At 73.4% G+C, this 21,624-nt stretch carries 22 protein-coding genes; 13 read left to right on the top strand and 9 right to left on the bottom strand.

Translation table 11 applies throughout. The features are described 5' to 3' along the window. Positions 1–36: 36 nt before the first annotated feature. A complete protein-coding gene (locus CXR44_RS36870; RefSeq protein WP_101790789.1) occupies positions 37–639 on the bottom strand; it encodes a TetR/AcrR family transcriptional regulator in 603 nt (200 codons plus the stop codon). A gap of 213 nt (positions 640–852) precedes the next feature. On the opposite strand from CXR44_RS36870, the gene CXR44_RS36865 reads away from it, so the two are divergent. Then, positions 853–2,286, top strand: a complete 1,434-nt coding sequence (locus tag CXR44_RS36865) for an alpha/beta hydrolase family protein (RefSeq protein WP_101790788.1) — start codon at positions 853–855, stop codon at positions 2,284–2,286. Here the strand turns inward: CXR44_RS36865 and CXR44_RS36860 are convergent. Next, entirely contained in the window at positions 2,261–2,875 is a 615-nt protein-coding gene (locus CXR44_RS36860; protein ID WP_101790787.1) for a TetR-like C-terminal domain-containing protein, read from the bottom strand. The two genes, CXR44_RS36865 and CXR44_RS36860, sit on opposite strands and share 26 nt — an antisense overlap. A gap of 66 nt (positions 2,876–2,941) precedes the next feature. Between CXR44_RS36860 and CXR44_RS41890 the strand changes: the two genes are divergently transcribed. The 4 genes from CXR44_RS41890 to CXR44_RS36840 all read left to right on the top strand — a co-directional run bounded on the left by CXR44_RS41890 (position 2,942) and on the right by CXR44_RS36840 (position 6,654). After that, positions 2,942–4,270, top strand: a complete 1,329-nt coding sequence (locus CXR44_RS41890; protein ID WP_101790786.1) for an alpha/beta hydrolase — start codon at positions 2,942–2,944, stop codon at positions 4,268–4,270. A gap of 99 nt (positions 4,271–4,369) precedes the next feature. Further along, positions 4,370–4,699 carry a PadR family transcriptional regulator gene (locus CXR44_RS36850; protein ID WP_101790785.1) on the top strand — a complete coding sequence of 110 codons (330 nt, stop codon included), beginning with the start codon at positions 4,370–4,372 and terminating at the stop codon, positions 4,697–4,699. A gap of 2 nt (positions 4,700–4,701) precedes the next feature. Then, entirely contained in the window at positions 4,702–5,079 is a 378-nt protein-coding gene (locus CXR44_RS36845) for a DUF1048 domain-containing protein (RefSeq protein ID WP_101790784.1), read from the top strand. A 315-nt stretch (positions 5,080–5,394) separates the two neighbouring features. Continuing rightward, a complete protein-coding gene (locus CXR44_RS36840) occupies positions 5,395–6,654 on the top strand; it encodes a serine hydrolase domain-containing protein (RefSeq protein ID WP_245899888.1) in 1,260 nt (419 codons plus the stop codon). 72 nt (positions 6,655–6,726) lie between these two features. On the opposite strand, the gene CXR44_RS36835 is transcribed toward CXR44_RS36840, so the two are convergent. Further along, complete coding sequence (locus CXR44_RS36835) at positions 6,727–7,644, bottom strand: branched-chain amino acid transaminase (RefSeq protein WP_101790867.1); 918 nt, start codon at positions 7,642–7,644, stop codon at positions 6,727–6,729. Positions 7,645–7,716: 72 nt separating this feature from the next. Here CXR44_RS36835 and CXR44_RS36830 point away from each other — a divergent pair, with 72 nt between their 5' ends. Both CXR44_RS36830 and CXR44_RS36825 read left to right on the top strand, forming a co-directional pair. Continuing rightward, a complete protein-coding gene (locus tag CXR44_RS36830; RefSeq protein ID WP_245899887.1) occupies positions 7,717–9,039 on the top strand; it encodes an aminotransferase-like domain-containing protein in 1,323 nt (440 codons plus the stop codon). Positions 9,040–9,068: 29 nt separating this feature from the next. Next, entirely contained in the window at positions 9,069–9,920 is an 852-nt protein-coding gene (locus tag CXR44_RS36825) for a MerR family transcriptional regulator (protein ID WP_101790782.1), read from the top strand. A gap of 34 nt (positions 9,921–9,954) precedes the next feature. Here the strand turns inward: CXR44_RS36825 and CXR44_RS36820 are convergent, their stop codons facing one another. Continuing rightward, on the bottom strand, positions 9,955–10,407 hold the full coding sequence (locus tag CXR44_RS36820; RefSeq protein ID WP_101790781.1) for an iron chaperone: 453 nt from the start codon (positions 10,405–10,407) through the stop codon (positions 9,955–9,957). Positions 10,408–10,477: 70 nt separating this feature from the next. Beyond that, positions 10,478–10,933 carry a carboxymuconolactone decarboxylase family protein gene (locus tag CXR44_RS36815; protein WP_101790780.1) on the bottom strand — a complete coding sequence of 152 codons (456 nt, stop codon included), beginning with the start codon at positions 10,931–10,933 and terminating at the stop codon, positions 10,478–10,480. 175 nt (positions 10,934–11,108) lie between these two features. Here CXR44_RS36815 and CXR44_RS36810 point away from each other — a divergent pair, with 175 nt between their 5' ends. After that, on the top strand, positions 11,109–13,589 hold the full coding sequence (locus tag CXR44_RS36810) for a tetratricopeptide repeat protein (protein ID WP_101790779.1): 2,481 nt from the start codon (positions 11,109–11,111) through the stop codon (positions 13,587–13,589). A gap of 27 nt (positions 13,590–13,616) precedes the next feature. Here CXR44_RS36810 and CXR44_RS36805 read toward each other — a convergent pair whose 3' ends face one another. After that, complete coding sequence (locus CXR44_RS36805; protein ID WP_101790778.1) at positions 13,617–14,195, bottom strand: TetR family transcriptional regulator; 579 nt, start codon at positions 14,193–14,195, stop codon at positions 13,617–13,619. Between the two features lie 84 nt (positions 14,196–14,279). On the opposite strand from CXR44_RS36805, the gene CXR44_RS36800 reads away from it, so the two are divergent. Then, a complete protein-coding gene (locus tag CXR44_RS36800) occupies positions 14,280–15,269 on the top strand; it encodes a VOC family protein (RefSeq protein WP_245899885.1) in 990 nt (329 codons plus the stop codon). Here the strand turns inward: CXR44_RS36800 and CXR44_RS36795 are convergent. Both CXR44_RS36795 and CXR44_RS36790 read right to left on the bottom strand, forming a co-directional pair. Beyond that, complete coding sequence (locus CXR44_RS36795; RefSeq protein ID WP_219602231.1) at positions 15,236–15,697, bottom strand: LLM class oxidoreductase; 462 nt, start codon at positions 15,695–15,697, stop codon at positions 15,236–15,238. The genes CXR44_RS36800 and CXR44_RS36795 overlap by 34 nt on opposite strands. Beyond that, positions 15,694–16,608 carry an NmrA/HSCARG family protein gene (locus CXR44_RS36790; RefSeq protein WP_101790777.1) on the bottom strand — a complete coding sequence of 305 codons (915 nt, stop codon included), beginning with the start codon at positions 16,606–16,608 and terminating at the stop codon, positions 15,694–15,696. Before CXR44_RS36790 ends, CXR44_RS36795 begins: the two co-directional genes overlap by 4 nt. 194 nt (positions 16,609–16,802) lie before the next feature. Here CXR44_RS36790 and CXR44_RS36785 point away from each other — a divergent pair, with 194 nt between their 5' ends. Further along, positions 16,803–17,342, top strand: coding sequence for a TetR/AcrR family transcriptional regulator (locus CXR44_RS36785; RefSeq protein ID WP_245899883.1), 540 nt, complete (start codon positions 16,803–16,805; stop codon positions 17,340–17,342). 80 nt (positions 17,343–17,422) lie between these two features. Here the strand turns inward: CXR44_RS36785 and CXR44_RS36780 are convergent, their stop codons facing one another. Further along, a complete protein-coding gene (locus CXR44_RS36780) occupies positions 17,423–18,451 on the bottom strand; it encodes a saccharopine dehydrogenase family protein (protein ID WP_101790775.1) in 1,029 nt (342 codons plus the stop codon). A 110-nt stretch (positions 18,452–18,561) separates the two neighbouring features. Here CXR44_RS36780 and CXR44_RS36775 point away from each other — a divergent pair, with 110 nt between their 5' ends. The 3 genes from CXR44_RS36775 to CXR44_RS36765 are packed head-to-tail and all read left to right on the top strand — an operon-like array spanning position 18,562 to position 21,584. After that, the gene (locus CXR44_RS36775; RefSeq protein ID WP_101790774.1) at positions 18,562–19,554 is read left to right on the top strand and encodes a helix-turn-helix domain-containing protein; all 993 of its coding nucleotides are present in this window, start codon (positions 18,562–18,564) and stop codon (positions 19,552–19,554) included. Positions 19,555–19,583: 29 nt separating this feature from the next. Then, positions 19,584–20,195: a TetR/AcrR family transcriptional regulator gene (locus tag CXR44_RS36770; RefSeq protein ID WP_101790773.1), complete on the top strand. Its 612-nt coding sequence runs from the start codon at positions 19,584–19,586 to the stop codon at positions 20,193–20,195. 48 nt (positions 20,196–20,243) lie between these two features. Next, a complete protein-coding gene (locus tag CXR44_RS36765) occupies positions 20,244–21,584 on the top strand; it encodes a glycosyltransferase (protein ID WP_144070218.1) in 1,341 nt (446 codons plus the stop codon). The last annotated feature ends 40 nt before the right edge of the window (positions 21,585–21,624 follow it).

The raw sequence follows: 21,624 nt of genomic DNA, 5'->3' as shown, positions 1-21,624 counted from the left end.
GGGGGGACCTGACACGCCGAGGACGACGGCCACCGGTCAGGCGACGGACCGCGCCACCAGGGCCATGGCCTGTCGCATGGCGTCCCGCACCTCGTCGGGCCCGTCGCCGCGCTGCAGGGCGGTCATCGCGGACGCGCTGACCGCGCCCACCATCGCGCCGACCAGGGCCGAGGCCGTGATCGTGTCGAGCCTGCCGGGGAACGCCCGCCGCAGTGCCTCGGCCAGCTCGCTCTGCGCGGTGAGGTACCGCTGCAGCAGCCGCGCCTGCAGCGCCGGCACCGAGGCGGCCAGCTGCGCCCGCAGAGCCGCGAGCCCGCTGTGCAGATCGCCGTCCCAGGTGTCGGCGATCATCTGGTCCACCGCCCGCACGAGCACCTCGGGCAGCCGTTCCTCGGCACGGCGCTCGGCGATGGCCTGCAGCGCCAGGTCGACGCGCACGTCGGCGTCGGCCAGCAGCACGTCCTCCTTGGTCTGGAAGTGGAGGAAGAAGGTGCGAGGGGACACCTCCGCGGCGTCGGCGATCTCGGCCACGGTCACGTGGTCATAGCCCCTGTCCTCGAACAGGCGCGCCGCCGCCTCGATCAGTGCCTGCCGGGTCCGCTGCTTCTTGCGCTCCCGCAGTCCTTGCTTCTCCACCATGCGGGCCACTGTAGTTGTCCTCGGCGTCAGGCAGAGCTGACCGGCATGAGCGGTCCCGGCACCGACCGCGGACCACTCAAGCGCCGTGACCGCGCCGTGACCGCGCCGTGGCGGCGTGCGACCCGGGTCGGACACCGCGGTGCGACCTGGGTGGCACCCGGTCCGGACGATGGGCCGATGCGGTGGCGCGGTCACCTCTCCGACGATGGGCGCATGACGCTTCTGGAGATCTTGGTGGTGGCGGGCGCCGCCGCTCTCGGGCCGGCCCGCTGGGCGCCGTCCCGGGCGCGCCGCGCGGTGACGTGGGCGGCGGTCGCGGTCTTCGTGCCGGCCGGGGCGGCGCTGCTGGTGACCGGCGTGCGCTGGCAACTCGTGCCGATCCTCGCCGGAGGTCTGCTGGCGGCGCCGTTCGCCGTGTCGCCCCTGCTGCGACGGCGTGGCGGACGTCCGGCGTGGCGGGCGCCCCGGTGGCTGGCCGTTCCCGGTACGGCGGTCTGCGCGGGGCTGGTCGCCGCGGGCGTGGCGGCGGCGTGGGCGCTGCCCAGGCCGGTGTTTCCCGCGCCGTCGGGCCCGTACGCCGTCGGGACGACCGTCCTGGGGTGGACCGACCCCGACCGGCCCGAGACCGCCACCGCGGAGCCGGACGACCGGCGCGCGGTCGTGGTCCAGCTCTGGTACCCCGCGCGGCCCAGCCCCGCCGGCGTGGAGCGGGCGCGGTATCTCGGCCGCACCGAACGGGAGGCGCGGGCCGTCGCCCGCGGGCTGACCGGCTATCTCGGCGTGCCCGGCTTCCTGCTGGACGAGCTGCCGCAGGCCAGGTCGCACGCGGTGCCCGGGGCTCCGGCCGCAGACGGGGGCCGGTGGCCCGTCGTGGTGTTCTCACCCGGCCTGGGCGGGGTCCGCACCCAGAACACCGCCTGGGCGGAGGAGCTGGCCGGTCGCGGCTACGTCGTCGCCGCCCTCGACCACCCGTACGACTCGGCCGCCGTCACCCTGACCGGCGGCCGGACGGTGCGCACGCGGGTGGCCGCCACCGGCGATCCGGCCGAGGACGCCCGGCGTGCGGCCGGGTGGACGGCGGTGCGCGCCGCCGACCTCAGCTTCGTGCTCACCCAGCTCGGCCGGCTCGACCGGGGCGAGATCCCCGACCCGCCGGGCCCTGGCACACTGACCGGCCGCCTCGACACCGGCCGGGCGGCGGCGACCGGGCACTCCATCGGCGGCGGAGCCGCGTTGCAGGCCGCCCACCAGGACCCCCGGTTCGCGGCGGTGATCAACCTCGACGGCTACCCGCACGACCCCGACCCGCGACCGTTCCACCAGCCGTTCCTCGCCCTCACCCATCCGGTCGATCCGGGCGAGAACCAGGACTACATCCCGCGCCTGACGCGGGTGCTGAAGCTCGGCACCGCCACCGGCTACCACGTGATCGTCCGCGGCGCGGCCCACCTGACCTTCACCGACGCGCCGCTCTACCTGCCGCCGCTGCCCTCGCTGGTCGGCTCGCGGGGCCGGGACGGGGGACCGCGCCTCACCGTCGAGGCCACGGCCGTCTTCCTGGACGCCACCCTGCGCGACAGGCCGGTGGACGTCGCGGCGCATCTGTCGAGGTACGGCTCTCTCACCGTCCACCGGGCAGGCCGGTAAGGGGGTCGCGGGGGACCACCGCCCAGCCGCGCAGCGCGGCGGGGATCGCCGAGCGGAAGGTGGTCTCGGCCGTGGCGGTGTCGAGGGCCCCGGCCAGTTCGAGAGTCACCAGGCCGTGCAGGGTCACCCAGAGGGAGAGCGCGATGGAGGTCGCGTCACCCGAGAGTGCGGATGCCGATCGAGCGCGGTCTATCGCCTCGATGAGCGGCCTGACGGGGTCCGCGGCGCCCACGTCGCCGGACGGATCGAAGCTCTGCACGCCGCCGAACAACACCGTGTAGAGGTGGCGGTGCTCACGTCCCCATCGCCGGTACGCGACCGCCAGCGCGTAGAGGTCGGCGACGGGGTCGTCGGAGGTCGGTACCGCCGACAGCTTCTGCGACAGTCCGGCGACCGCCCTGTCGCGCACTTCGGCGATCAGCCCGTCCTTGCCGCCGAACAGCGAGTAGACCGCGGCGGTCGCGGTCCCGGCGGCGGCGGCGAGGGCGCGGATGGTGATCGACTCCCGTGGGCGGGTGGCGAACATCTCGGTCGCGGACTCGATGAGACGGTCCTTCACGGTGTCGTCGTTCGTTCTCGGCCTTCCCACGACGGCCAGCCTAGCCGAGCTGGTAGCGTTTCCAAACATTGTTTTGAAACAACGTTTGGAAACTCCATGTCTCTTCCCGTTCCCCTTCGCCTCCTCGGCCGGCTGATCCTGGCTCTGCTCGCCGTGGTGGGGCTGGCCGGGCTGTTCCTCGCCCTCGTCGTCCTGACGGACGGCGCGCGCTCCGGGCTCGCCGCCTGGCTGACCGTCCTCGCAGCCGGCGTCATCGCCGCACTGTGGCGCGGCCGGGGCCGTGCCTGGCCGGGTCGGCTGTGGCCCTTCGTCCCGGTGGCCGCCGCCGCGGCGCTCACCGCGTCGGTCTGCGTCCCCACCGTTCCCACGACCCGGCAGTACCCGCCTGACCTGCCCTTCGTAGCGACGGAGCGCTGGAGCCTGAGCACCGGAAGCCGGGTCGCGGTCTACCGCCATCCCCCCTCCGCCGGCGCCACCCGCCGCCCCAGGCCGCTCGTCTACCTCCACGGCGGGCCCGTCCGCTCCATCTCCGTGCTCGACCACCGGTTCCTGCGACTCCTGGCCGATCAGGGCTACGACGTGTACGCCTATGAGCACGCCGGCGGCGGGCGGAGCGACCTGCTCCCCATGGAGCAGTACACGATCTCCAGATCCGTACGCGACCTCGCCGCCTTCGTCGACCGCCTGGGCAAGGGGCCGGCCGACGTCCTCGGCTTCTCCGCGGGCGCGATCGTGCTCACCCGGGCCCTGGCCGCCCCGGACACCGCCGCCCGCGTGCACCGGGCGATCATCGCCGAACCCGGCCCCATGGACGGCCCCACCGCGCTGATCAGCGGGCCGCAGGGGCGACCGTCCGCGCGCGGCCTCGCCCCGGCCCCGACCGGAGCGCGGGCGACGCGCGTCCCCCGGTACGCCGTCGCGCTCGGCCTCATCCAGCTCGGGCTCCTGCCACCTGACACCGGCCTGATCACGCAGGCCGAAGGTGTCAACGCCTTCAAGGCCGCCGATCTCGGCAGCGACACCGCCTCCGCCTACTGCGCGCGGGACGCCGGCCGCATCCCCACCGAGGACACCGCGGAGAACTTCTCCTTCAACGCCGCCGCCAGCCTCCGGATCCAGCAGACGATCCGGGACTCGCCCTCCATCGCCTCCGGGTTGAGCCGCACCCGGACCCCGTCGATGCTGATGATCGCCGAATGCTCCTCACAGATTCGCCAGTGGCAGACCGGCATCCTCGCCGCCCACCCGGCCATCGAGCGAACCCACTACATGCCCGGTGTAGGGCACCGCATGTGGAACGGCCTCGACGACAACAACGAGCGCGCCGCCGCCGTCATCACCGCGTTCCTCCAGGGCGGCCCGTCGCCCCTGCCGAACTACCCGACCCGCGCCGACATCCCCGCCTTCCTCCACGACCACAGATGAGGTCCAGGGGGGACTATTCGTTGTTGCTAAGTACCGGTAGTCGGTGTTACTTTGTACCGGTAGTCAGCGACGCCAAGTAGCTGGAGGGAGGGGTGTCCCATGGGCAAGCAGATGACCGAGATGCTCAAGGGAACACTGGAAGGCATCGTGCTCGCGATCCTGTCCGGCCGGCCCGCCTACGGCTACGAGATCACCGCCTGGCTGCGCGACCAGGGCTTCTCCGACATCGCCGAAGGCACCGTCTACGCGCTGCTGGTCAGGATCGAGCAGCGCGGCCTCGTCGACGTGGAGAAGGTCCCGTCCGAGAAGGGTCCGCCGCGCAAGGTGTACTCCCTCAACGCGCAGGGACAGGCGTACCTCGAAGAGTTCTGGAAGACCTGGCGCTTCCTCACGGAACGGATCGAACAGCTTCACAAAGGAGGCAGATGACCATGTCCGACGCCGAAAAGGGCGGCTTCCTGTCCAAGGTGATCGGCCCCAAGCGCCGGTGGCGGGAGTACCAGGCGCGCGTGAAACAACTCCCGCCGAACCACCGCACGGCGGTCGAAGCGATCGAGCGGTACCTGATGCACTTCGTGCCGACCGACGGCGACAGCAGCGCGTCGATGTTCGAGGACCTCGCCGACCTGTTCGAACAGGCTGCGGCGGACGGAACGCCGATCCGCGAGATCGTCGGGGAGGACCCGGTGGAGTTCGCCGAGACGTTCGTCAAGAACTACTCCGAAGGTGGCTACGCCCCGGCCCGCGAGCGGGAGCGGCTGATCAACGCCATCGCGCGCGCCGCCGGCGGAGACGACAAGACCGTCTGAACGACGACACAGCCCGGGGCCGGTGACAGGGCGCCACCTTCATCGACTGGCTGCACCGAGCGGCCACGGGTCATGCCCGGCCGCCCGCCCCGCTGCTTCTTGCCGCGTTCCGGCAGCGGCGTCAACCCGGTGACGGCCCGGTACCAGGGCGGCCGGCGATGGTGGATGCCATGAACGGTCCGGCGATCACGCCCCAGGGGCCGCGAACCGGCAAACGCCAAGCTCAACCCCCGCCCTCGTGCGTCGCTGCAGGCTGCCCACGAGCGCCACACCGGGGAGCTCTCACAAGATCGAACACTGGAGATGAGGACATTCATGATGGGACAAGGCAACAGCGGCCTCTCCGCAGCAGGGCTGCGCCGGCCGGTGGCGGTCACGGCGCTGGCGGCCGGGTTGCTGGCCGGGACGATCGCGCCCGCGGTGGCCACGCCGGGTCTGGCCGCCGCGGACAGCAGCGCGGCCGTGTCGACGGCCGCCGCCGGGCAGGATCGCCCGGAGCTGCGGAAGGCCGTCCAGGCGTTCGTCGATGCCGGTTTCCTCGGGGTGCAGCTGCGCGTGAACGACGAGCGGGGCGAGTGGGTCGGCAGCGCCGGTAAGCGCAAGCTGGGCACGAGCGCGAAGCCGCCGGCGAACGGGCATTTCTGGGTGGGCAGCGTCACCAAGACCTTCCACGCGACCGTGGTGCTGCAGCTGGTGGCCGAGGGCAAGATCAGGCTGGACGCCCCGGTGGCCGGCTACCTGCCGGAGCTCGGCCTGGACCGGCGGATCACCGTACGGATGCTGCTGCAGCACACCAGCGGACTGTTCAACTACACCGGCGACCTCGACGCCGACGGGACCTGGGTCCCGGGTCTGCCCGCGACGGGCAAGGAGTGGCTGGACAACCGGTTCCGCTCGTACCGGCCGGAGGAACTGGTGCGGTTCGCGTTGTCCAAGCCGGCGAAGTTCGCGCCGGGGACGGACTGGAGCTACTCCAACACCAACTACACGCTGGCCAGGCTGCTGATCGAGAAGGTCACCGGCCACTCGTTCGACGCGGAGCTGAAGCGGCGGATCCTGCGGCCGCTCGGGCTGAAGGGCACCGTGGTGCCGGGCAACCGGACGCAACTGCCCAGCCCGTACGCCCATGGCTACTTCCGCTACCAGGACGCCGGCCAGTGGAAGGTGACCGACGTCTCCCGCCAGAACCCCTCCCTGCTGGCCGGCGCCGGCGACATGATCTCGACCACCCGGGATCTTCACCGGTTCTTCTCCGCGCTGAACGGCGGCAAGCTCCTGCCGGCCAAGCTGCTGACCGAGATGCGCGAACCGCACCCGAAGAGCGACCCCCTCTACGGCCGCTACGGCCTCGGTCTGTTCGTGAAGGACCTGGGCCCGGCCTGCGGCACCGTTCTCAACCACAACGGCAGCCCTCCGGCGGGCTACGCGGCGCTGATGTACAGCACGCCCGACGGCAGTAAGACGCTGACCGCGTCGCTGACCGCCGGCGACGCCCCGTTCGACGTCACCACCTATCCGAAGATGCTGGACGGGCTGGTCAGGGCGGTGTTCTGCGGCGAGCAGGCCGCCGGCTGACCAGGCCGCCGGGGACACCTTCGGGAGCGGGGGGCGGATCGTCGCGTCCGTCGTCACGCCGGGGCGCCCGGCTCAGGGGCGCGGCCCGGCGACCAGGGGCGCCCGTACCGGGGTCAGCCAGTGCCGGTAGCGGGGGTCACGGCCGTGGACGGCCGCCAGGTAGGCGGCGGCCAGCGCGGCCGTCACCGGTCCCGGCGCGGCCAGGTCGCGCCCGTCGACCGAGCGCACCGGCACCACCCCGGCGGCGGTGCCGCACAGGAACACCTCGTCGGCGCCGTAGAGGTCGGAACGCATCACGTCACGCCTCGCCACCGGCATGCCGAGGTCGGCGGCGAGGTGCTCGACGGTGTCCTGCGTGATGCCCTCGAGGGCCCCGGCGCTCGCCTGCGGCGTGCTGACCCGCCCTTCCCGGACCACGAACAGGTTGGCGGCGGTGCACTCGCTGACCTGGCCGGCCGCGTTCAGCAGCACCGCCTCGTCGTAGCCGGCCTCGACCGCCTCGGCCTTGGCCAGCACGGAGTTGAGGTAGGGGCCCGTCGCCTTGGCCGCCGTCGGCACGGCCGCCTGGTCGTTGCGCCGCCACGAGCTGGTCATCAGCCGTACGCCGGCGGCCGGCGTCTCCCACTCCCACGTGGCGATCGACACCACGACCGGGTTGGCCCGCGCGGCCAGTCCTAGCTGGCCGTAGCCGCGGTGCACGAGGTGGCGGATGTAGCAGGCGCGGTGACCGTTGGCGGCGACGGTCTCCAGCGTGGCCGCCGCCAGCTCGTCCACCTCGTACGGCACCCGCATGCCGAGGATCCGGGCGCTGCGGTGGAGGCGTTCGAGGTGCTCGCCCAGCCGGAAGACCGCGGGCCCGGCACCGGTGTCGAACGCCCGGGTGCCCTCCAGCACGCCGGTGCCGTAGTGCAGCGCGTGCGAGAGCACGTGCACCCGGGCCTCGCCCCACGGGACGAGGGTCCCGTCCATCCAGATGTGGCCTGTCTCCATGGACACCACCCTTCCAAGTGGCTCAGCACGTTATGCCACTGAATGGCAGAGTGGCAAGCTAGTATGGGCCGCATGGAACCGCTCGTCACCCTGGTCCGCGACCGGATCCGGCTCCACCAGGGGCCTCCGAGCCGCCGCCTGGCGGGCGCGCTGGCCGACCTCGCCCAGACGGGAGCCCTCGCCGCCGGCGACCGGCTGCCGTCGGAGCGGGAGCTGGCCCAGGCCGTCGGCATGAGCCGGGGCACGGTGGCGGCCGCGTTCAACGCCCTGTGCGAGGAGGGGCTGTGCGAGCGCCGCCACGGCAGCGGCACCTACGTGACGCGGACGCGGTCCATGGCGGGGCTGCTCACCGGCGCCGCCCTGCCCGCCGACCTGTCGACCTCCGTCGTGCCCGACCCCTCCCACCTGGCGATGCCGCCGCTCGACCCGGCCACGCTGCTGCGCAGCCCGAGCGGCCACGGCTACGACGCCATGGGCGACCCGCGCCTGCGCGCCCTGCTCGGCTCCGGCGACGCCGCGACGCCCGGCGGCTCCGTGCTGATCACCGGCGGGGCGCAGCAGGGCATCGACCTGGCCGCGCGCACGCTGCTGCGGGCGGGGGAGCGGGTGCTCGTGGGCGACCCCACGTACGTCGGGGCGCTCGCGGCGTTCCGCCGGGCCGGGGCGCACGCCGTCGCCGTGGACCTCACCGACCCCGCCGCCACCGAGGCCGCCTTCGCCCGCCATCGCCCGGCCGCCGTCTACGTGGTGGGCGTCGACAACCCGACCGGGGCCGTGCCCGAGCTGCGGCATGTCGCCGAGCTGGCCAGGAACGCCGGAGTGCCCCTGGTGGAGGACCGCACCCTGGCCGCGCTCGTCCACGACGGCGCCGCGCCCCCCGAGCCGCTGTCCCGGGTGCACCCGCACGGCACGGTGACGGTGGGCTCGCTGTCCAAGGTGCTGTGGGGCGGCCTGCGGGTCGGCTGGCTGACGGCGCCCGACGCGCTGCTGGCCCGGATCGCCGAGGTCAAGCTGGACTCCGACCTGGCCACCAGCGCCGTCGCCCAGCGGCTGGCCGCCGAGCTGCTGGAGCACAACCCCGTCGGCCCGTGGGTGGCCGAGCTGACACGCCGCCGCGACCGGTTCACCGCCGCCCTGGCCGACCTGCTGCCCGACTGGTCCTGGACGCGCCCCGCCGGAGGCCTGTCGGTGTGGGTGCGGCTGCCGGGCGCCGACGGTGACAGGTTCGCGGCGCTGGCCCGGGAGGAGGGGGTGGCGGTCGCGCCCGGCTCGCTGTTCTCGCCGGACGGCCGCCATCGCGACCACCTGCGCCTCAGTTTCGCGCCGCCGCCGCCGGTGGCCGACCAGGCCGTGGCGGCGCTCGCGCGGGCCTGGGCCCGGCTGAGCCGACCTTGACGCGGGGCCGAGGTCCTAGCCTTGGGGGCATGCGGATCGGAGAGCTGGCCGCGCTGCTGGGCGTCTCGACCCGGACGGTGCGCCACTACCACCACCAGGGGGTCCTGCCCGAGCCTGCCCGCCGGGCCAACGGCTACCGCGAGTACGGCATGCGCGACGCGATCGCGCTGGCCCGCGTGCGCCGGCTGGTCCAGCTCGGGCTCAGCCTGGACGAGGTGCGCGACGTCGTCTCCGACGACCGGACGCGGGAGCTGCCGGAGATCCTGGCCGAGATCGACGCCGACCTGGCCCGGCAGGAGCGGGAGATCCACGTCAGGCGGGCCCGGATCGCCGAGCTGATCGGCAAGGCGCAGACCGGCGCGCTCGGGCCGGACGACACGGTGTCGGCCGAGCTGGCGGCCTATCTCCAGCTGGTGGACGTGCCGCGGTCCAGGGCCGCGGCGTGGGACCGCGACCTGCTGACGCTCGTCGACAGCGTGGGGCGGGCGGACGCGGGGGAGCCTTCGTGGGCGACGTTCGCGGCGCTGGTCGCCGACCCGGAGCTGGTGGAGCGCGGCAACGACTTCTACCGGCGGCTGGACGAGCTGGCCGACGCCGATCCGGCCGATCCGAGGGTCGCCGACCTGGCCGCCACGCTCACCGGCTTCGCCACCGAGCACCTCCTCAACGACGACGCCCCGGACCTGGCGGGATGGGACGCCGAGGCCGTCGAACCGTTCCTCGACGAGCTGGCCCCGGCGCAGGCCGAGGTCGTCCGCCAGGCGGTGCGCCGCATCTCCGAGCACGTGTCCGCCGCCGCGACCAGCCGCCGCGAGGACCGGCGTACCCGGCCCGAGACCGGCGGTCCTTCGCCCGCGAGCGCCGGAGCGCCCGCCCCGTGACCGTCCCCGGGCCCCGTCGCGGCACGCGCGGTCCTCAGCGTGCCGCCCGCTTCACGAGTTCGCCGATCGTCGCCTCGTTGGCGGCGGTCAGCTCCGTCAGCGCGAAGGACGTCGGCCACATGGTGCCGTCGTCGAGGGCCGCCGCGTCGTTGAAGCCGAGGGTCGCGTACCTCGCCTTGAACTTCTGCGCGCTCTGGAAGAAGCAGACGACCTTGCCGTCCTTGGCGTAGGCGGGCATGCCGTACCAGAGCTTCGGCACAAGGTGGGGGGCGGCGGCCGTGATGACGTCATGCACACGCTCGGCAAGGACCCGGTCCGGCTCCGCCATTTCGGCGATCTTCGCGAGCACGTCGCGCTCCCCGTCGGCCTTGGTCGCGCGCGAGCCGCGACGCGCCGCCGTCTTCAGCTCCCGGGCGTGCTCCTTCATCGCCGCCCGCTCCTCGTCGGTGAAACCGTCGAACTTCGGGTCAGCCTTCTCGTTCACCATGGGAATCTCCTTGTCTGCGTGTTCTGGTTGAAACGATTGTCGTACGGAGGACATGTGGGGCGGCGGTCGCTCACCCCCATGCGCCGGCGATCTGCCTGGTGGTCGCGTTGAGCCGGTTGAACAGGTTGGTGACGCCGACCATGAGGACGATCGCGGCCAGCTGCTTCTCGTCGAAATAGGTGGCGGCCCGGTCCCACACCTCGTCGCTCACCGCGTCGGCACGGTCGGCCAGCCGCGTCGCGGCCTCCGCCAGCGCGAGGGCCGCCCGCTCATCCTCGGTGAAGTACGGGGTCTCCCGCCAGGCGACGACCGTGGCGAGCCGCTCCTCGCTCACCCCGGCCTTGCGGGCCGACTTGGTGCCCGCGTCGACGCATGAGCTGCACCCGTTGATCTGGCTGACCCGCAGGTGCACCAGCTCCAGCGTCTGGCCGTCCACCCCGCCGGCGTGCACGGCCTTGAACAGCTCCTGGATGGGCTGCATCGCGCCGGGCAGGACGAAGGCCGGGTTCTTCATACGGGACTGCATCGTGGTTCTCCTCTTCCGGTTCGGCCCCTGCTCTCGGGGCGTGACTCCATCTCAGCGGAACGGGCTTGCCGCGACGACGGCGGTGGGACACCGTGGGACAGCTGAGACGGCGTTGGCCTGCGGCGATCCGTCCCGGTAAGTTTCTTGCGCGACGGGACAGAGAGGCAGGGACACGGTGGTTGCTCGACAGCGGACGGCGACTGACCCGCAGGACGAGCTCGCCACCAGGCTGCGCCTGCTCCAGGAGCTGTCCGGGCGGGGTGTGCGGGCCCTCGCGCGGGACACGGGCCTCAGCTCGTCGTCGTTGTCGCGCTACCTCAGCGGCCAGTCGGTGCCGCCCTGGCCCGTGGTGATCGAACTGTGCCGCCTGGTCAAACGTGACCCCCGGCCGCTGCGCCCCCTGTGGGACCGGGCGGCGAACCCCCTGCCGGCGCCCCCGAAGACGAGCCGCCAGGTCCAGCCCCCGGCGCCGCCCGCCGGAGCTCCCCGCCCGCCCCGTAACGACCTGCCGCGTGACGTGCCCGACTTCACGGGTCGCGCGGAGCAGCTCGCCGCCGTCCTCGCCGCGGTGACCAGCAGCCGGGTGGTCGCCGTCGACGGCATGGCCGGTGTCGGCAAGACCTGCCTGGCGGTGCACGCCGCGCACCGGCTCGCCGCCGACTACCCGGACGCCCAGCTCTATCTGGATCTGCACGGGTTCACCGACGGGCGCGAGCCCCTCGATCCCGATGCCGCGCTGCGGGCGTTGCTGGCCGCACTCGACGTCCCGTCGGAGAAGATCCCGCAGGTGGGTGGTATCGAGCCGCTGGCCGCCTGCTGGCGGTCCGAGCTGGCCGGACGGCGGGCCGTCGTGGTCCTCGACAACGTCGCGAGCGCCGAGCAGGTCCGCCCGCTGCTGCCCGGCGCCGGCCCCTCCGTCGCCCTGATCACCAGCCGCAACCGGCTGCTGGGGTTGGAGGAGGTGCCCCCGGTGTCGCTGGACGTGCTGACCCCGGCGGAGAGCGCGGAGCTGCTGGCGCGCGCCAGCGGCGATCCCAGCGGCCCCGACGGCCGGCTGGCCCGTGATCCGGAGTCCGCGGCCGAGGTGTTGCGGCTGTGCGGCCATCTGCCGCTGGCCCTGCGGCTGGCCGGGGCCCGGTTGCGGCACCGGCCGGGCTGGACCGTGGGCATCCTCGTCGAGCGGATGGCGGAGGGCGCCGACGAGTTCGACACCGCGTTCGCCATGTCCGTACGGCAGCTCGACCGCACGGAGCGCCGGTTGTTCCGGCTGCTGGGCCTGCTCCCCGGGTCGTCCTTCGACGAGTACGTGGCGGCGGCGCTGGCCGACATCCCGCTGCGCGGCGCCCGGACGATGCTGGAGGACCTGCTCGACGCACACCTCGTCCAGCAGCCGTCGGCCGGTCGCTACACGCTGCACGACCTGGTGCGCCGGCACGCGCGCCGCGCCGCCGCGGAGCAGGACTCTCCGGCGGAGCGGGAGCAGGCGCTGGGCCGGGTGCTCGACTACTACGTGCACGCGGCGGCCGCCGCCGACGCCGCGATGCCGAACGAGTCCGGCAGCCGCCCGGCCTCCGCGGGCCGGCCTCCGGCCGCGCTGCCGCAGTTCACCGGCAAGCACGCGGCCCTCGGCTGGTTCGCCACCGAGTACACCAACCTGATGGGCGCCTTCGAGGCGGCGGTCGCCACCGGAGCCGACACGCACGCGTGCGAGCTGCCGCGTTTCATGCGGGCGTTCTTCGCGCGGCGCTGCGGGACGACGCACCTCAACGTCCTGTTCGAGCGATCACTTGGGGCCGCGCAGCGCCTGGCCGATCCCCGGCAGCTGGCCGAGGCGCACAGCGACCTGGGGTTCGCCCGCTACAACGCCGGCCGGCTGGCGGAGGCGGGTGCCGCGTACGAGGCGGCGGCGCCGCTGGTGTCCCAGGCCGGTGACACCCGCTCCGAGGCGGATCTGGTCATGCGCCGCGGCTACCTGAGGTGGGACGAGGGCCATGTCGAGGAGCCGCTCGACCTCTTCCGGCTGGCGGGGAGGCTGTACACGGACGCCGGTTGCCCGATGGGCGCCGCCCATGCGACCGCCTACGAGGCCTGGGCGATGCTGCAGCTGGGACACCGCGAGGAGGCGGCGCGCCTGGCCCGTGAGGTGCTGGACATCACGCGCGACGAGCCCGCCTGGCCGGCCGCGCTGACCGCCCGGGTCACCCTGGGCATGGCCATCGCGCACGAGCGGTCCGACGAGGCCACCGCGCACCTGCGCCAAGCCCTGGCGTTCGCCCGCGAGGACGGCCACCAGCACAACGAGGCGTGGTGTCTCAACTGCCTGGGCGTCGCCCTGCGCCGGATGGGCCGCTACGAGGAGGCGCTGGCCAGCCACCGGCAGGCGTTCGCGCTCCTGGACGAGCTGTTCGAGGAGATGTGGAAGATCCACTTCCTCAACGACTACGGCGAGACCTGCCGGCTGGCCGGTCTGCCGGGCGAGGCGCTGCGCCTGCACCGTCAGGCGCTCGAGCTGGCCCCGAAGGTGGGCTACCGGCACAAGGAGGCGGAGGCCCACGAGGGGATCGCCGCGGTGCTCGACGAGACGGACCCGGTGGCCGCCGCCGAGCACCGGGCGGCGGCGCAGGCCGTCCGGGAGGAGCTCACGGCCGGGCTCTGACGCGCCCGCACCCCCCGGGTGGAGGGCTCACAGGCTCAGGCCGGACTCCAGGTGGGCCAGCGCCCTGTCGATCTCGGCGGGCCCGTCCATGCCGGTGTCTCCCGCCCAGGCGAGCCAGACCATGGCCACGACCCCGAGGACCGCGCCGACGGCGTTGCGTATCCGCGGGTCGTCCGCGGCGCATCCGGCCCTGCCGGCCACGACCTCGCAGACCTCGCGGATCAGACCCGGGCTTCTGCGCAGGTTGGCCACCAGCAGCTCGGGCACGGTGGCGGCGAACACCTCCCGCGCGTGTCCCGCGGCGATCTCCTCGGCGGACAGGGCGGCGAACGCCGTACGGAACGCGCCGCGCAGCACGGTGACCGGTGGGCCCGGCGGCTGGGCGGCCAGTGCCTCGACGAGAGGCGGAAAACGGTCGAGTGCGACCAGATGCTCCTTCGCCGGGAAGTAGCGGAAGAACGTGGCGGGGGAGATCTCGGCCGCTTCGGCGATCTGCTCGACGGTGGTGGCGGCGTAGCCGCGCTCCCGGAAGAGCCGGAACGCCTCGCGCAGGATCGTCTCCCTGGTCCTGGCCTTCTTGCGTTCCCGTAGCCCGCTGTCGCCCATGCGTCACAATCTATCGCGCACGCAAATGAGGGTGTAATCTCACATGAGAGTTGACTCTCATATCGGATGTGACGGAGGTGGCCTGTGGCCGACATCAACGGCCTGCATCATGTGGGGCACGTCGTGCGGGACCTGGGCCAGGCGATGGATCGGTACCGCCGGCTCGGCTTCACCGTCGCGGCCCCCGCGTTCCCCGTCCTGCCCCGCGTCGTGGGAGGCGCCGCCGAACCGTTCGGGGTGGCCAACACCCACGTGTACTTCCCCGGCGACTTCATCGAACTGGTGGCCGTCATCGACGACCCCGGCGACCTGCCCGGCGAGGCACGCCCGATCCCGCTGCGGGTGCCCGACGACAAGCTGCCGGGGCTGACGGCCGCCGTCCGCGCCACCGCCGCCAACATCACGTCCTTCCTCCAGCGGTTCGAGGGCATCCACATCGTGATCGCCGACACGCCGGACCTCGACGGCGTCGCCGCGCGGCTCACCGCGGCCGGCGTCGGCCACGGCGGCGTGCACGCGATCCAGCGACCCGTCGAGACCGGAGCCGGCACCGTGATGGAGCCCGCCCGCTACCTGGAGATCTCCGGCCCCGGCCGGCCCGCCGGACGCGTGCCGGAGGGCAGGATCGGCTTCGCCGAGAACGCCCCGGTCGAGGCGAACGAGGACGGGCGGCACGCCGACCACCCCAACGGCGCCACCGGGTTGGTCGAATGCCTGCTGTGCGTCGCCGACACGGCGCTGCCCGAGGTGGAGCAGCGCTATGGCGCCTACTTCGGTCAGGCGCGAGCCGGCGAGGTGACGCGTTTCGACCGGGCGGCCGTCACCGTCGTGCCCGCGTCGGCGCTCGCCGATCTGCTGCCCGGCGAACGGCCGTCCGCCCTGCCGGCGTTCGTCGCCTACACGGTGTCCGTACGCGACGTCGGCGGCACCGAGCGGCTTCTGCGCGACAACGACGTCCCGATCGCCCGCACCGGATCCGGAGAGCTGTTCGTGCCGGCCGACGCCGCGCTGGGCACGGCGATCATCTTCCGCCAGGATGATCACAGCAACCGCGCGGCGAGCTCCCGCCATTGACGCAGTGGCGGCTCGTCCGGCGTGGCCGTCAGCACGTGCAGGCTGACGTGGTCCGCGCCGGCGTCGAGATGCTCCCCGACCCGCCGGACGACGTCCTCGGACCCGCCGGACGACGTCCTCGGGCCCGCCGGTGGCGACCAGGGCGCCGACCAGCCGTCCGTCCAGGGATTCGGCGTCTGCGCGGCCGCGGCGCTGGTCGCGTCGCGGGCGTAGATGCTGGCGGTGCCGGTGGCGATGACCGCCTGCCGGGTGGCCGACAGCAGCAGGGCGGCCTGGGCCACCGCCTCGCGGCCGGTCGTCTCGGGGAACCACAGGGCCGGATAGCCGAGATCCTCGACGGCGGCAGCCGTCCGACGCACGACGGAGGCGGGTAAGCGGTCCATCTCGCCCGCCCAGATGCCGACCCGCCCCAGACCGAGCGCGTTCACCGGTGCTGTCCGGCGGCGTCCTGAGCGGCCGGGAAGGCGGCGATCCGGGCCGCTCCGGTGCGCTCCAGCCAGGTGCGCAGGTCCATCAGGCCCGGGTGGAGGGCGCGGGTGAAGGCGACGTCGGCGCGGTAGCCGCGTTCGTTGAGCCAGGTGTAGGCGACGGCGAACTCCTCGCCGGCCTGCGCGATCACCTCGATCGGGATCTGGACGTAGGGCAGCGTCCGGCCGATCGCCTCGGAGATGACCGCGGCGATCCGGCGCGGGGTCAGCTCGTCCCCGGCCAGGTCGACCGTGCGGCCGATCCATTCGCCCGGGTGGGCGAAGGCCAGTGCGGCGAAGGCGCCGACGTCGTCGACGGCCATGATCTGCTGGGGCACGTCGGCGGCGAACGCGGTGGCCACGGCGCCGTCGCGCAGGTGGTAGGCGCCGGTGTAGTTCTCCATGAAGGAGACCGGGCGCAGGAAGGTGGCGGGCAGGCCGAGCCTCCTGATGTGCTGTTCGATCCGCCACTTGTTGACGGTGTTCTGCGGCAGCTTCTCGGTGTCGTGGCGGCCGGCGCCGGCGAGGGAGGCGTAGACCAGATGCCGCACACCGGCGGCGTGTGCCGCGTCGGCGACGTTGCGACCCCAGCGGACCTCGTCCTCGGCCGAGAAGCCCGATGGGGTGCCGGGGGAGCCGACGGTGGGTTGCACGCTGAACAGGCCGTGGGCGCCCTCGGCTGCGGCGACGAGCGAGGCGACGTCGTCCATCTCGGCGTGGACGGGCTCGGCGCCCGCCTGGGCCAGCGCCCGGGCCGGCGTGGCGTCCGGCCGGCGCGTCACCGCCCGTACCCGCCAGCCGCCGGCGAGCAGCTGCGCCGTCACGGCCCGGCCCTGCAGGCCGGTGGCCCCCACCACCACGATCGTCTTCACGAAGTGTCTCCCGACAAGTAGGCATGCGGAGGCGCCCACCTAACTGGGGTGCCCCTCCGGTTCTGTGGGGAGTACGATATGGAGGACCACCCCGTTTGTGCAAGCCACCCGGAGACCGCATGCCGCCGGCAAGCCGTACGACCTCACCCTCTCGACCGACACGCGCGGACGCGCGCCGCAACCACGACCGCATCGTGACCGCGGCCGCCGATGCCATCGCCGAGCACGGGGCCGAGGCGTCCCTGGAGGAGATCGCCCGGCGCGCCGGCGTCGGATCGGCCACGCTGCACCGGCACTTCCCCTCCCGGCAGCACCTGCTGGAGGCGGTCTTCCGCGGCAAGGTCGAGGCGCTGTGCGCCACCGCCGCCGACCTGGCCGGCCACCCCGACCCCGGACACGCGCTGGCGACCTGGCTGGGAGCCGTCGCCAGGCACGCCGCGCACAACCGGGGCCTGGCCGCCGCCCTGATGGGGGGAGCCCATGACGGCGATCCCACGCTGGGCGCCGGCTGCCACACCATGATCATCAATGCGGGAGCGGACCTGCTGGCCCATGCCCGCGAGGCGGGCGCCGCCCGGCCCGACGTCTCCATCACCGACCTGCTCACCCTCGTCAACGCCATCAGCCTGGCCGTCGAGGGGGAACCCGACGGCGCGGTCCAGGCCGGCCGGCTGCTCACCCTCGCCCTGACGGGAGTGCGCCCCGCGGGAGACGCGGCGGAGCGGGCGATGTGACACGGCATGCGCCTGCCGGAGGAGTGCGCGGGAGAGGCGATCCGCCCGGCGCCCGTACGGCTCCCGCGCCGGACGTGCCGTCAGGAACGCAGGTCCAGGGACATGTGCGAGGACATCGCGCGGAGGAAGTCGGGCGCGTCGAAGATCTCACCGGCGGAGGCGACGCCGACCGTCCGCGTCCGCCCCGTCAGGATGCGGTCGACCGCCTCCACCACGAGCGGCGCGGTGACGGCGTAGATGTCCTGCCCCCTCGCCACGGCGCGCCGTTCGCTGCCGCCGAGGCGCACGACGACGTCGACGAGGAAGGTCTGCGCCGACCGCCCCAGCTCGTCGGCCGGGACCGGCGTCGGCGTGTCCGGGGTCAGGACGTCCTTGGCCGCCTCGACCGTCATGTAGGTGCGCACCTCGGGGATGGCCAGGTGGCTGGGCACGGTGACGATGTCGGCCATCGAGAACTCCCCGATGACGGCCCGGGGCCCCATCGGGTCGGGGAAGGGCCACTCCAGGGTCGGCGGGTCGTCGTGGCGGTACTCCAGCCGGCCGTTCGCGTAACGGACGCGCCGGCCGTCCCGCCGTTGGCGGGAGACCGCGCCCGCGGCCCGGGTCCCGGCCGTGGGGTGCCAGCTGCTCAGCCCGTACGCGATGTGCGCCTCGTCGGCCGCCGTCCAGTCGCCCATCGCGGCGGTGGTCAGCAGGTCGCCGAGACCGCCGTAGAAGGCCATCGCGGGGACGATCACCGCTCCCGCGGCGCGGGCGCGGTCGCTGAAGTGCGTGAACGTGTCGGCGTTGGCCTCGATCTCGGCCGCCACGTCCACGTACGGGATCCCCGCGCGGAGCGCCGCCTCGATCACCGGGGCGGCCGTCGTGGCGAACGGCCCGGCACAGTTGATCACTGCCGCCGCGCCGGCCAGTGCGCGGTCGAGCGAGGCCGGGTCATCGACCGACGCCGCACGGTCCTCCAGTCCGGTTTCGGACGCCAGCAGCTTCAGCTTGTCGGCGTCGCGCCCGGACAGGATCGGGGCGAACCCGCGATCCCTCAGCTGCGCCACCACGAAGCGCCCGGTGTGCCCGTACGCGCCGAACACCGTCACGGCCTGCTCTGATCCCATAGGTCGTTCTCCCAGCTCACATGGTCTGCTGCGGTCCGTCGCGAACATCCTGACAGGGGCCGGCGCCCGCCACGAGTGTCCGGAACGCCAGGTACCGTACAATTCCGGACATGGCTACTCTCGCGTTGGCCGTCACGGACGGGATGCTGCACTTCGAGCTGTCCCTGGCGTACGAGGTCTTCGGGACCGATCCGACCGGCGTGGCCGATCCCTGGTACAGCGTCGTCCTCTGCGGGCCGCGCGCCGTGCGGGTCGGCCGGTTCCGGCTGGAGCCCGACCACGGCCTCGACCACCTCCCACGCGCCCACACCGTGATCGTCCCGGGCTGGGCCGACGTCGAGGTGGATCCACCCGCCGACCTCGTCGACGCGGTGCGCGCGGCCCACGAGGCCGGCGCACGCGTGGCCTCCCTCTGCACCGGCGTGTTCGTGCTGGCCGCAGCCGGGCTGCTGGACGGGAAGCGCGCCACCACGCACTGGGTGCACGCCGAAGCCCTGGCCGCCCGCTATCCCCGGGTGAACGTCGACCCGGACGTCCTGTACGTCGACAACGGCAGCGTGCTCACCTCCGCCGGCAAGTCCGCCGCCATGGACCTGTGCCTGCACCTGATCCGTCGTGACCACGGGTCCTCGGTCGCCAACGCGGCCGCCCGCCGCCTGGTCGTGCCGCCGCACCGGGACGGCGGCCAGGCGCAGTTCGTCACCACCCCGGTGCCCGCCCCGGACAACCACCCGCTCGCCGACCTGTTCCCCTGGGTGATCGCACGGCTGGACCAGCCGCTGACCGTGGAGGACCTGGCCCGCCAGGCGCGGATGAGCTCGCGCAACCTGGGCCGGCACTTCAGGTCGGTGACCGGCACCACCCCGCTGCAGTGGCTGCTGACCCAGCGGATCCGCCACGCCCAGGAGCTGCTGGAGACCACCGACGACAGCGTCGAGGCCATCGCCACGGCCACCGGCATGGGCACCGCCACGACACTGCGCAGGCACTTCAACCGCACGGTCGGCGTACCCCCGGACACCTACCGCCGCACCTTCCGCTCATGGACCGGACCCGGCGCGGACGACGGCGCGGACGACGGCGGGCGACGCACCAGGGGGTGACGGCGTTCGCCCGCTATGCTCTCGGGGGCATGAGCGAGCCGAATGACGATCGCGTGCCGACGAAGACCTCTTCCGCGGGGCGTCCGCGCAGCGGCGAGGCCGACCGGGCGATCACCGCCGCCGCGCTGAGACTGCTGGCCGAGCGCGGGCCCGCCAGGGTGACGGTCGAGGGGGTCGCGGAATACTCCGGGGTCGCGAAGACGACCATCTATCGCCGCTATCGCAATCGCCGTGAGTTGCTGCACGCCTCCCTGCGGTCCGTGGCCGAGCTGCCCGAGCCCTCACCGCTGCTGCCGACCGCCGACCGGCTGGTGGTGCTGCTCGAACAGTTCCGGCAGGGGGTGGAGAGCGTGGGGCTGCGGGTGGTGGCGACGTTGTTCCTGGAGGCCGAGGATCCGGAGTTCGCCGAGACGTTCCGGCAGTGCGTGCTGGCGCCTCGGCTGGAGCTGCTGCACCGCGTGTTCCAGGACGGTGTGGCCGCCGGCGAGCTGCGTCCGGACGCCGACTACCGCCGGGTGGGCGACCTGCTGTTCGGCTCATATTTCGCGCGCTTCGCGATCGAGGGCGGCGTGGACGAGGAGTGGGCTCGGGCGGTCGTGGCCCTGGCACTGCCCCTGGTCGCCCGGAGGCCGCCCGGCTAGCACCGCCGCGCATATTACGCTACGGACTCTGTAGCGTAATATGCGGGCATGATCAGTTTTCGGATGGCCATCGCGGTGGCGCTCCAGGACGCCGGTGAGGCGACCCGCGCGGTCGAACTCGCCAGAGGGCTGCGGGAGTCCAGCCCCGACGGCTGGCACCTGGACATCACGTTCCTGTCGCACGGCAGCCGGTTCGAGCCGATGATCCGGCAGGCCGGCTTCGACATCACGCACTGCGCGCCCCGGCTCGAAGGGCGCAGCATCGCCCACGACCTGCAATGGGACCCGCCCGAGATCGTCGGGTCCGCGGCCCTGGCACGGGAGCTCATCGAAGGCGAGCGGGAGGCGCTGGAGACCCTGCGGCCCGACGTGGTCCTGCACGGGTTCTGGCCGTTCGGCAACATCGCCGCCCGCCTGCTCGGCATCCGCACGATGTGCTTCCTGCCGATCCCGCTGGACCCGGCCAGCGTGGCGGGCGGCCTCCTGCGGGACCTTCCCGACGTGGTCCCGGTGCTCCCCAGGCTGCCCCGCCCCGTCCGCGAGATGATCGTCAGGATGATCCCGGCAGGCGTGAAGACCGGGCTCGGCGCATTCACCCAGCATCGGCTGGGTCAGGCGATCGCCCAGTGCGGCTGGCCCGGCGAGCCGCCCAGGACGATCTTCGAGATGCTGCGGGCCGACCTCACCCTCATCAACGATCTGCCCGACTTCTACGCCGATTGCGTGATCCCCGAGCACATGGCGATCACCGGCCCGCTCTTCGCCCCGGGAGCTTCAGCTGCCCCGGGAGACGGGCCGGCGACGCTGGACCCCGCGATCCAGTCCGTCCTGACGTCCGACGGCCACCTCCCCAAGATCTTCTGCACGATGGGCAGCTCGGGAACGAAGGACGCCTTCCTGGAGGCGGTCCGGGCCATCGGCGGCCGCGCCGACGACCCCTGGAACGCCGTGATCCTCGCCTCGCCGTCGGTCTGCCCGCTCGAGGAGGCGCGGGCGCAGGCGGTCGAGCGGCCCGGCATCGTCATCACCGACGCGTTCGTGCCCGCACCGGCCGTGAACGCGCTCGCCGACCTCGTGGTCAGCCACGGAGGCCAGGGCACCGTGCAGACCGCCCTCGCCGCCGGCACCCCGATCGTCGGCGTCGCCATGCAGGTCGAGCAGCAGATCAACCTCGACCACGTGGCCGGGCGCGGCGCCGGGATCAGGATCCCGGCACGGCGCTGGCGAGCCCCGCTGATCAGGAAGGCCATCCGGACCGTGCTCGGTACGCCTTCCTACCGGCGCCACGCCCGGGACCTGGCCGCGACCATCCGGAGCGGCGACGGCAGGAAAGCGGCCGCGGAGCGCATGTGGGACCAGATACGCACCACGTTCACCCCGGCCCACTAGGCCGGCTCTCACGGATGCCGCTCGTCCGGTACGGACGCCA

Source organism: Nonomuraea indica (assembly GCF_002850745.1).
In the GTDB taxonomy this organism is placed as follows: Bacteria; Actinomycetota; Actinomycetes; order Streptosporangiales; family Streptosporangiaceae; genus Nonomuraea; species Nonomuraea indica.
The sequence above is the reverse complement of the archived record's forward strand: the minus strand, read 5'-3'. Positions and strand labels throughout refer to the sequence as shown.

Excerpts from the sequence above, each read along its gene's own strand:
- CXR44_RS36870 (WP_101790789.1), bottom strand. The coding sequence starts at position 639 with ATGGTGGAGAAGCAAGGACTGCGGGAGCGCAAGAAGCAGCGGACCCGG.
- CXR44_RS36865 (WP_101790788.1), top strand. The coding sequence starts at position 853 with ATGACGCTTCTGGAGATCTTGGTGGTGGCGGGCGCCGCCGCTCTCGGG.
- CXR44_RS41890 (WP_101790786.1), top strand. The coding sequence starts at position 2,942 with ATGTCTCTTCCCGTTCCCCTTCGCCTCCTCGGCCGGCTGATCCTGGCT.
- CXR44_RS36850 (WP_101790785.1), top strand. The coding sequence starts at position 4,370 with ATGGGCAAGCAGATGACCGAGATGCTCAAGGGAACACTGGAAGGCATC.
- CXR44_RS36845 (WP_101790784.1), top strand. The coding sequence starts at position 4,702 with ATGTCCGACGCCGAAAAGGGCGGCTTCCTGTCCAAGGTGATCGGCCCC.
- CXR44_RS36840 (WP_245899888.1), top strand. The coding sequence starts at position 5,395 with ATGATGGGACAAGGCAACAGCGGCCTCTCCGCAGCAGGGCTGCGCCGG.
- CXR44_RS36835 (WP_101790867.1), bottom strand. The coding sequence starts at position 7,644 with ATGGAGACAGGCCACATCTGGATGGACGGGACCCTCGTCCCGTGGGGC.
- CXR44_RS36830 (WP_245899887.1), top strand. The coding sequence starts at position 7,717 with ATGGAACCGCTCGTCACCCTGGTCCGCGACCGGATCCGGCTCCACCAG.
- CXR44_RS36825 (WP_101790782.1), top strand. The coding sequence starts at position 9,069 with ATGCGGATCGGAGAGCTGGCCGCGCTGCTGGGCGTCTCGACCCGGACG.
- CXR44_RS36820 (WP_101790781.1), bottom strand. The coding sequence starts at position 10,407 with ATGGTGAACGAGAAGGCTGACCCGAAGTTCGACGGTTTCACCGACGAG.
- CXR44_RS36815 (WP_101790780.1), bottom strand. The coding sequence starts at position 10,933 with ATGCAGTCCCGTATGAAGAACCCGGCCTTCGTCCTGCCCGGCGCGATG.
- CXR44_RS36805 (WP_101790778.1), bottom strand. The coding sequence starts at position 14,195 with ATGGGCGACAGCGGGCTACGGGAACGCAAGAAGGCCAGGACCAGGGAG.
- CXR44_RS36780 (WP_101790775.1), bottom strand. The coding sequence starts at position 18,451 with ATGGGATCAGAGCAGGCCGTGACGGTGTTCGGCGCGTACGGGCACACC.
- CXR44_RS36775 (WP_101790774.1), top strand. The coding sequence starts at position 18,562 with ATGGCTACTCTCGCGTTGGCCGTCACGGACGGGATGCTGCACTTCGAG.
- CXR44_RS36770 (WP_101790773.1), top strand. The coding sequence starts at position 19,584 with ATGAGCGAGCCGAATGACGATCGCGTGCCGACGAAGACCTCTTCCGCG.
- CXR44_RS36765 (WP_144070218.1), top strand. The coding sequence starts at position 20,244 with ATGATCAGTTTTCGGATGGCCATCGCGGTGGCGCTCCAGGACGCCGGT.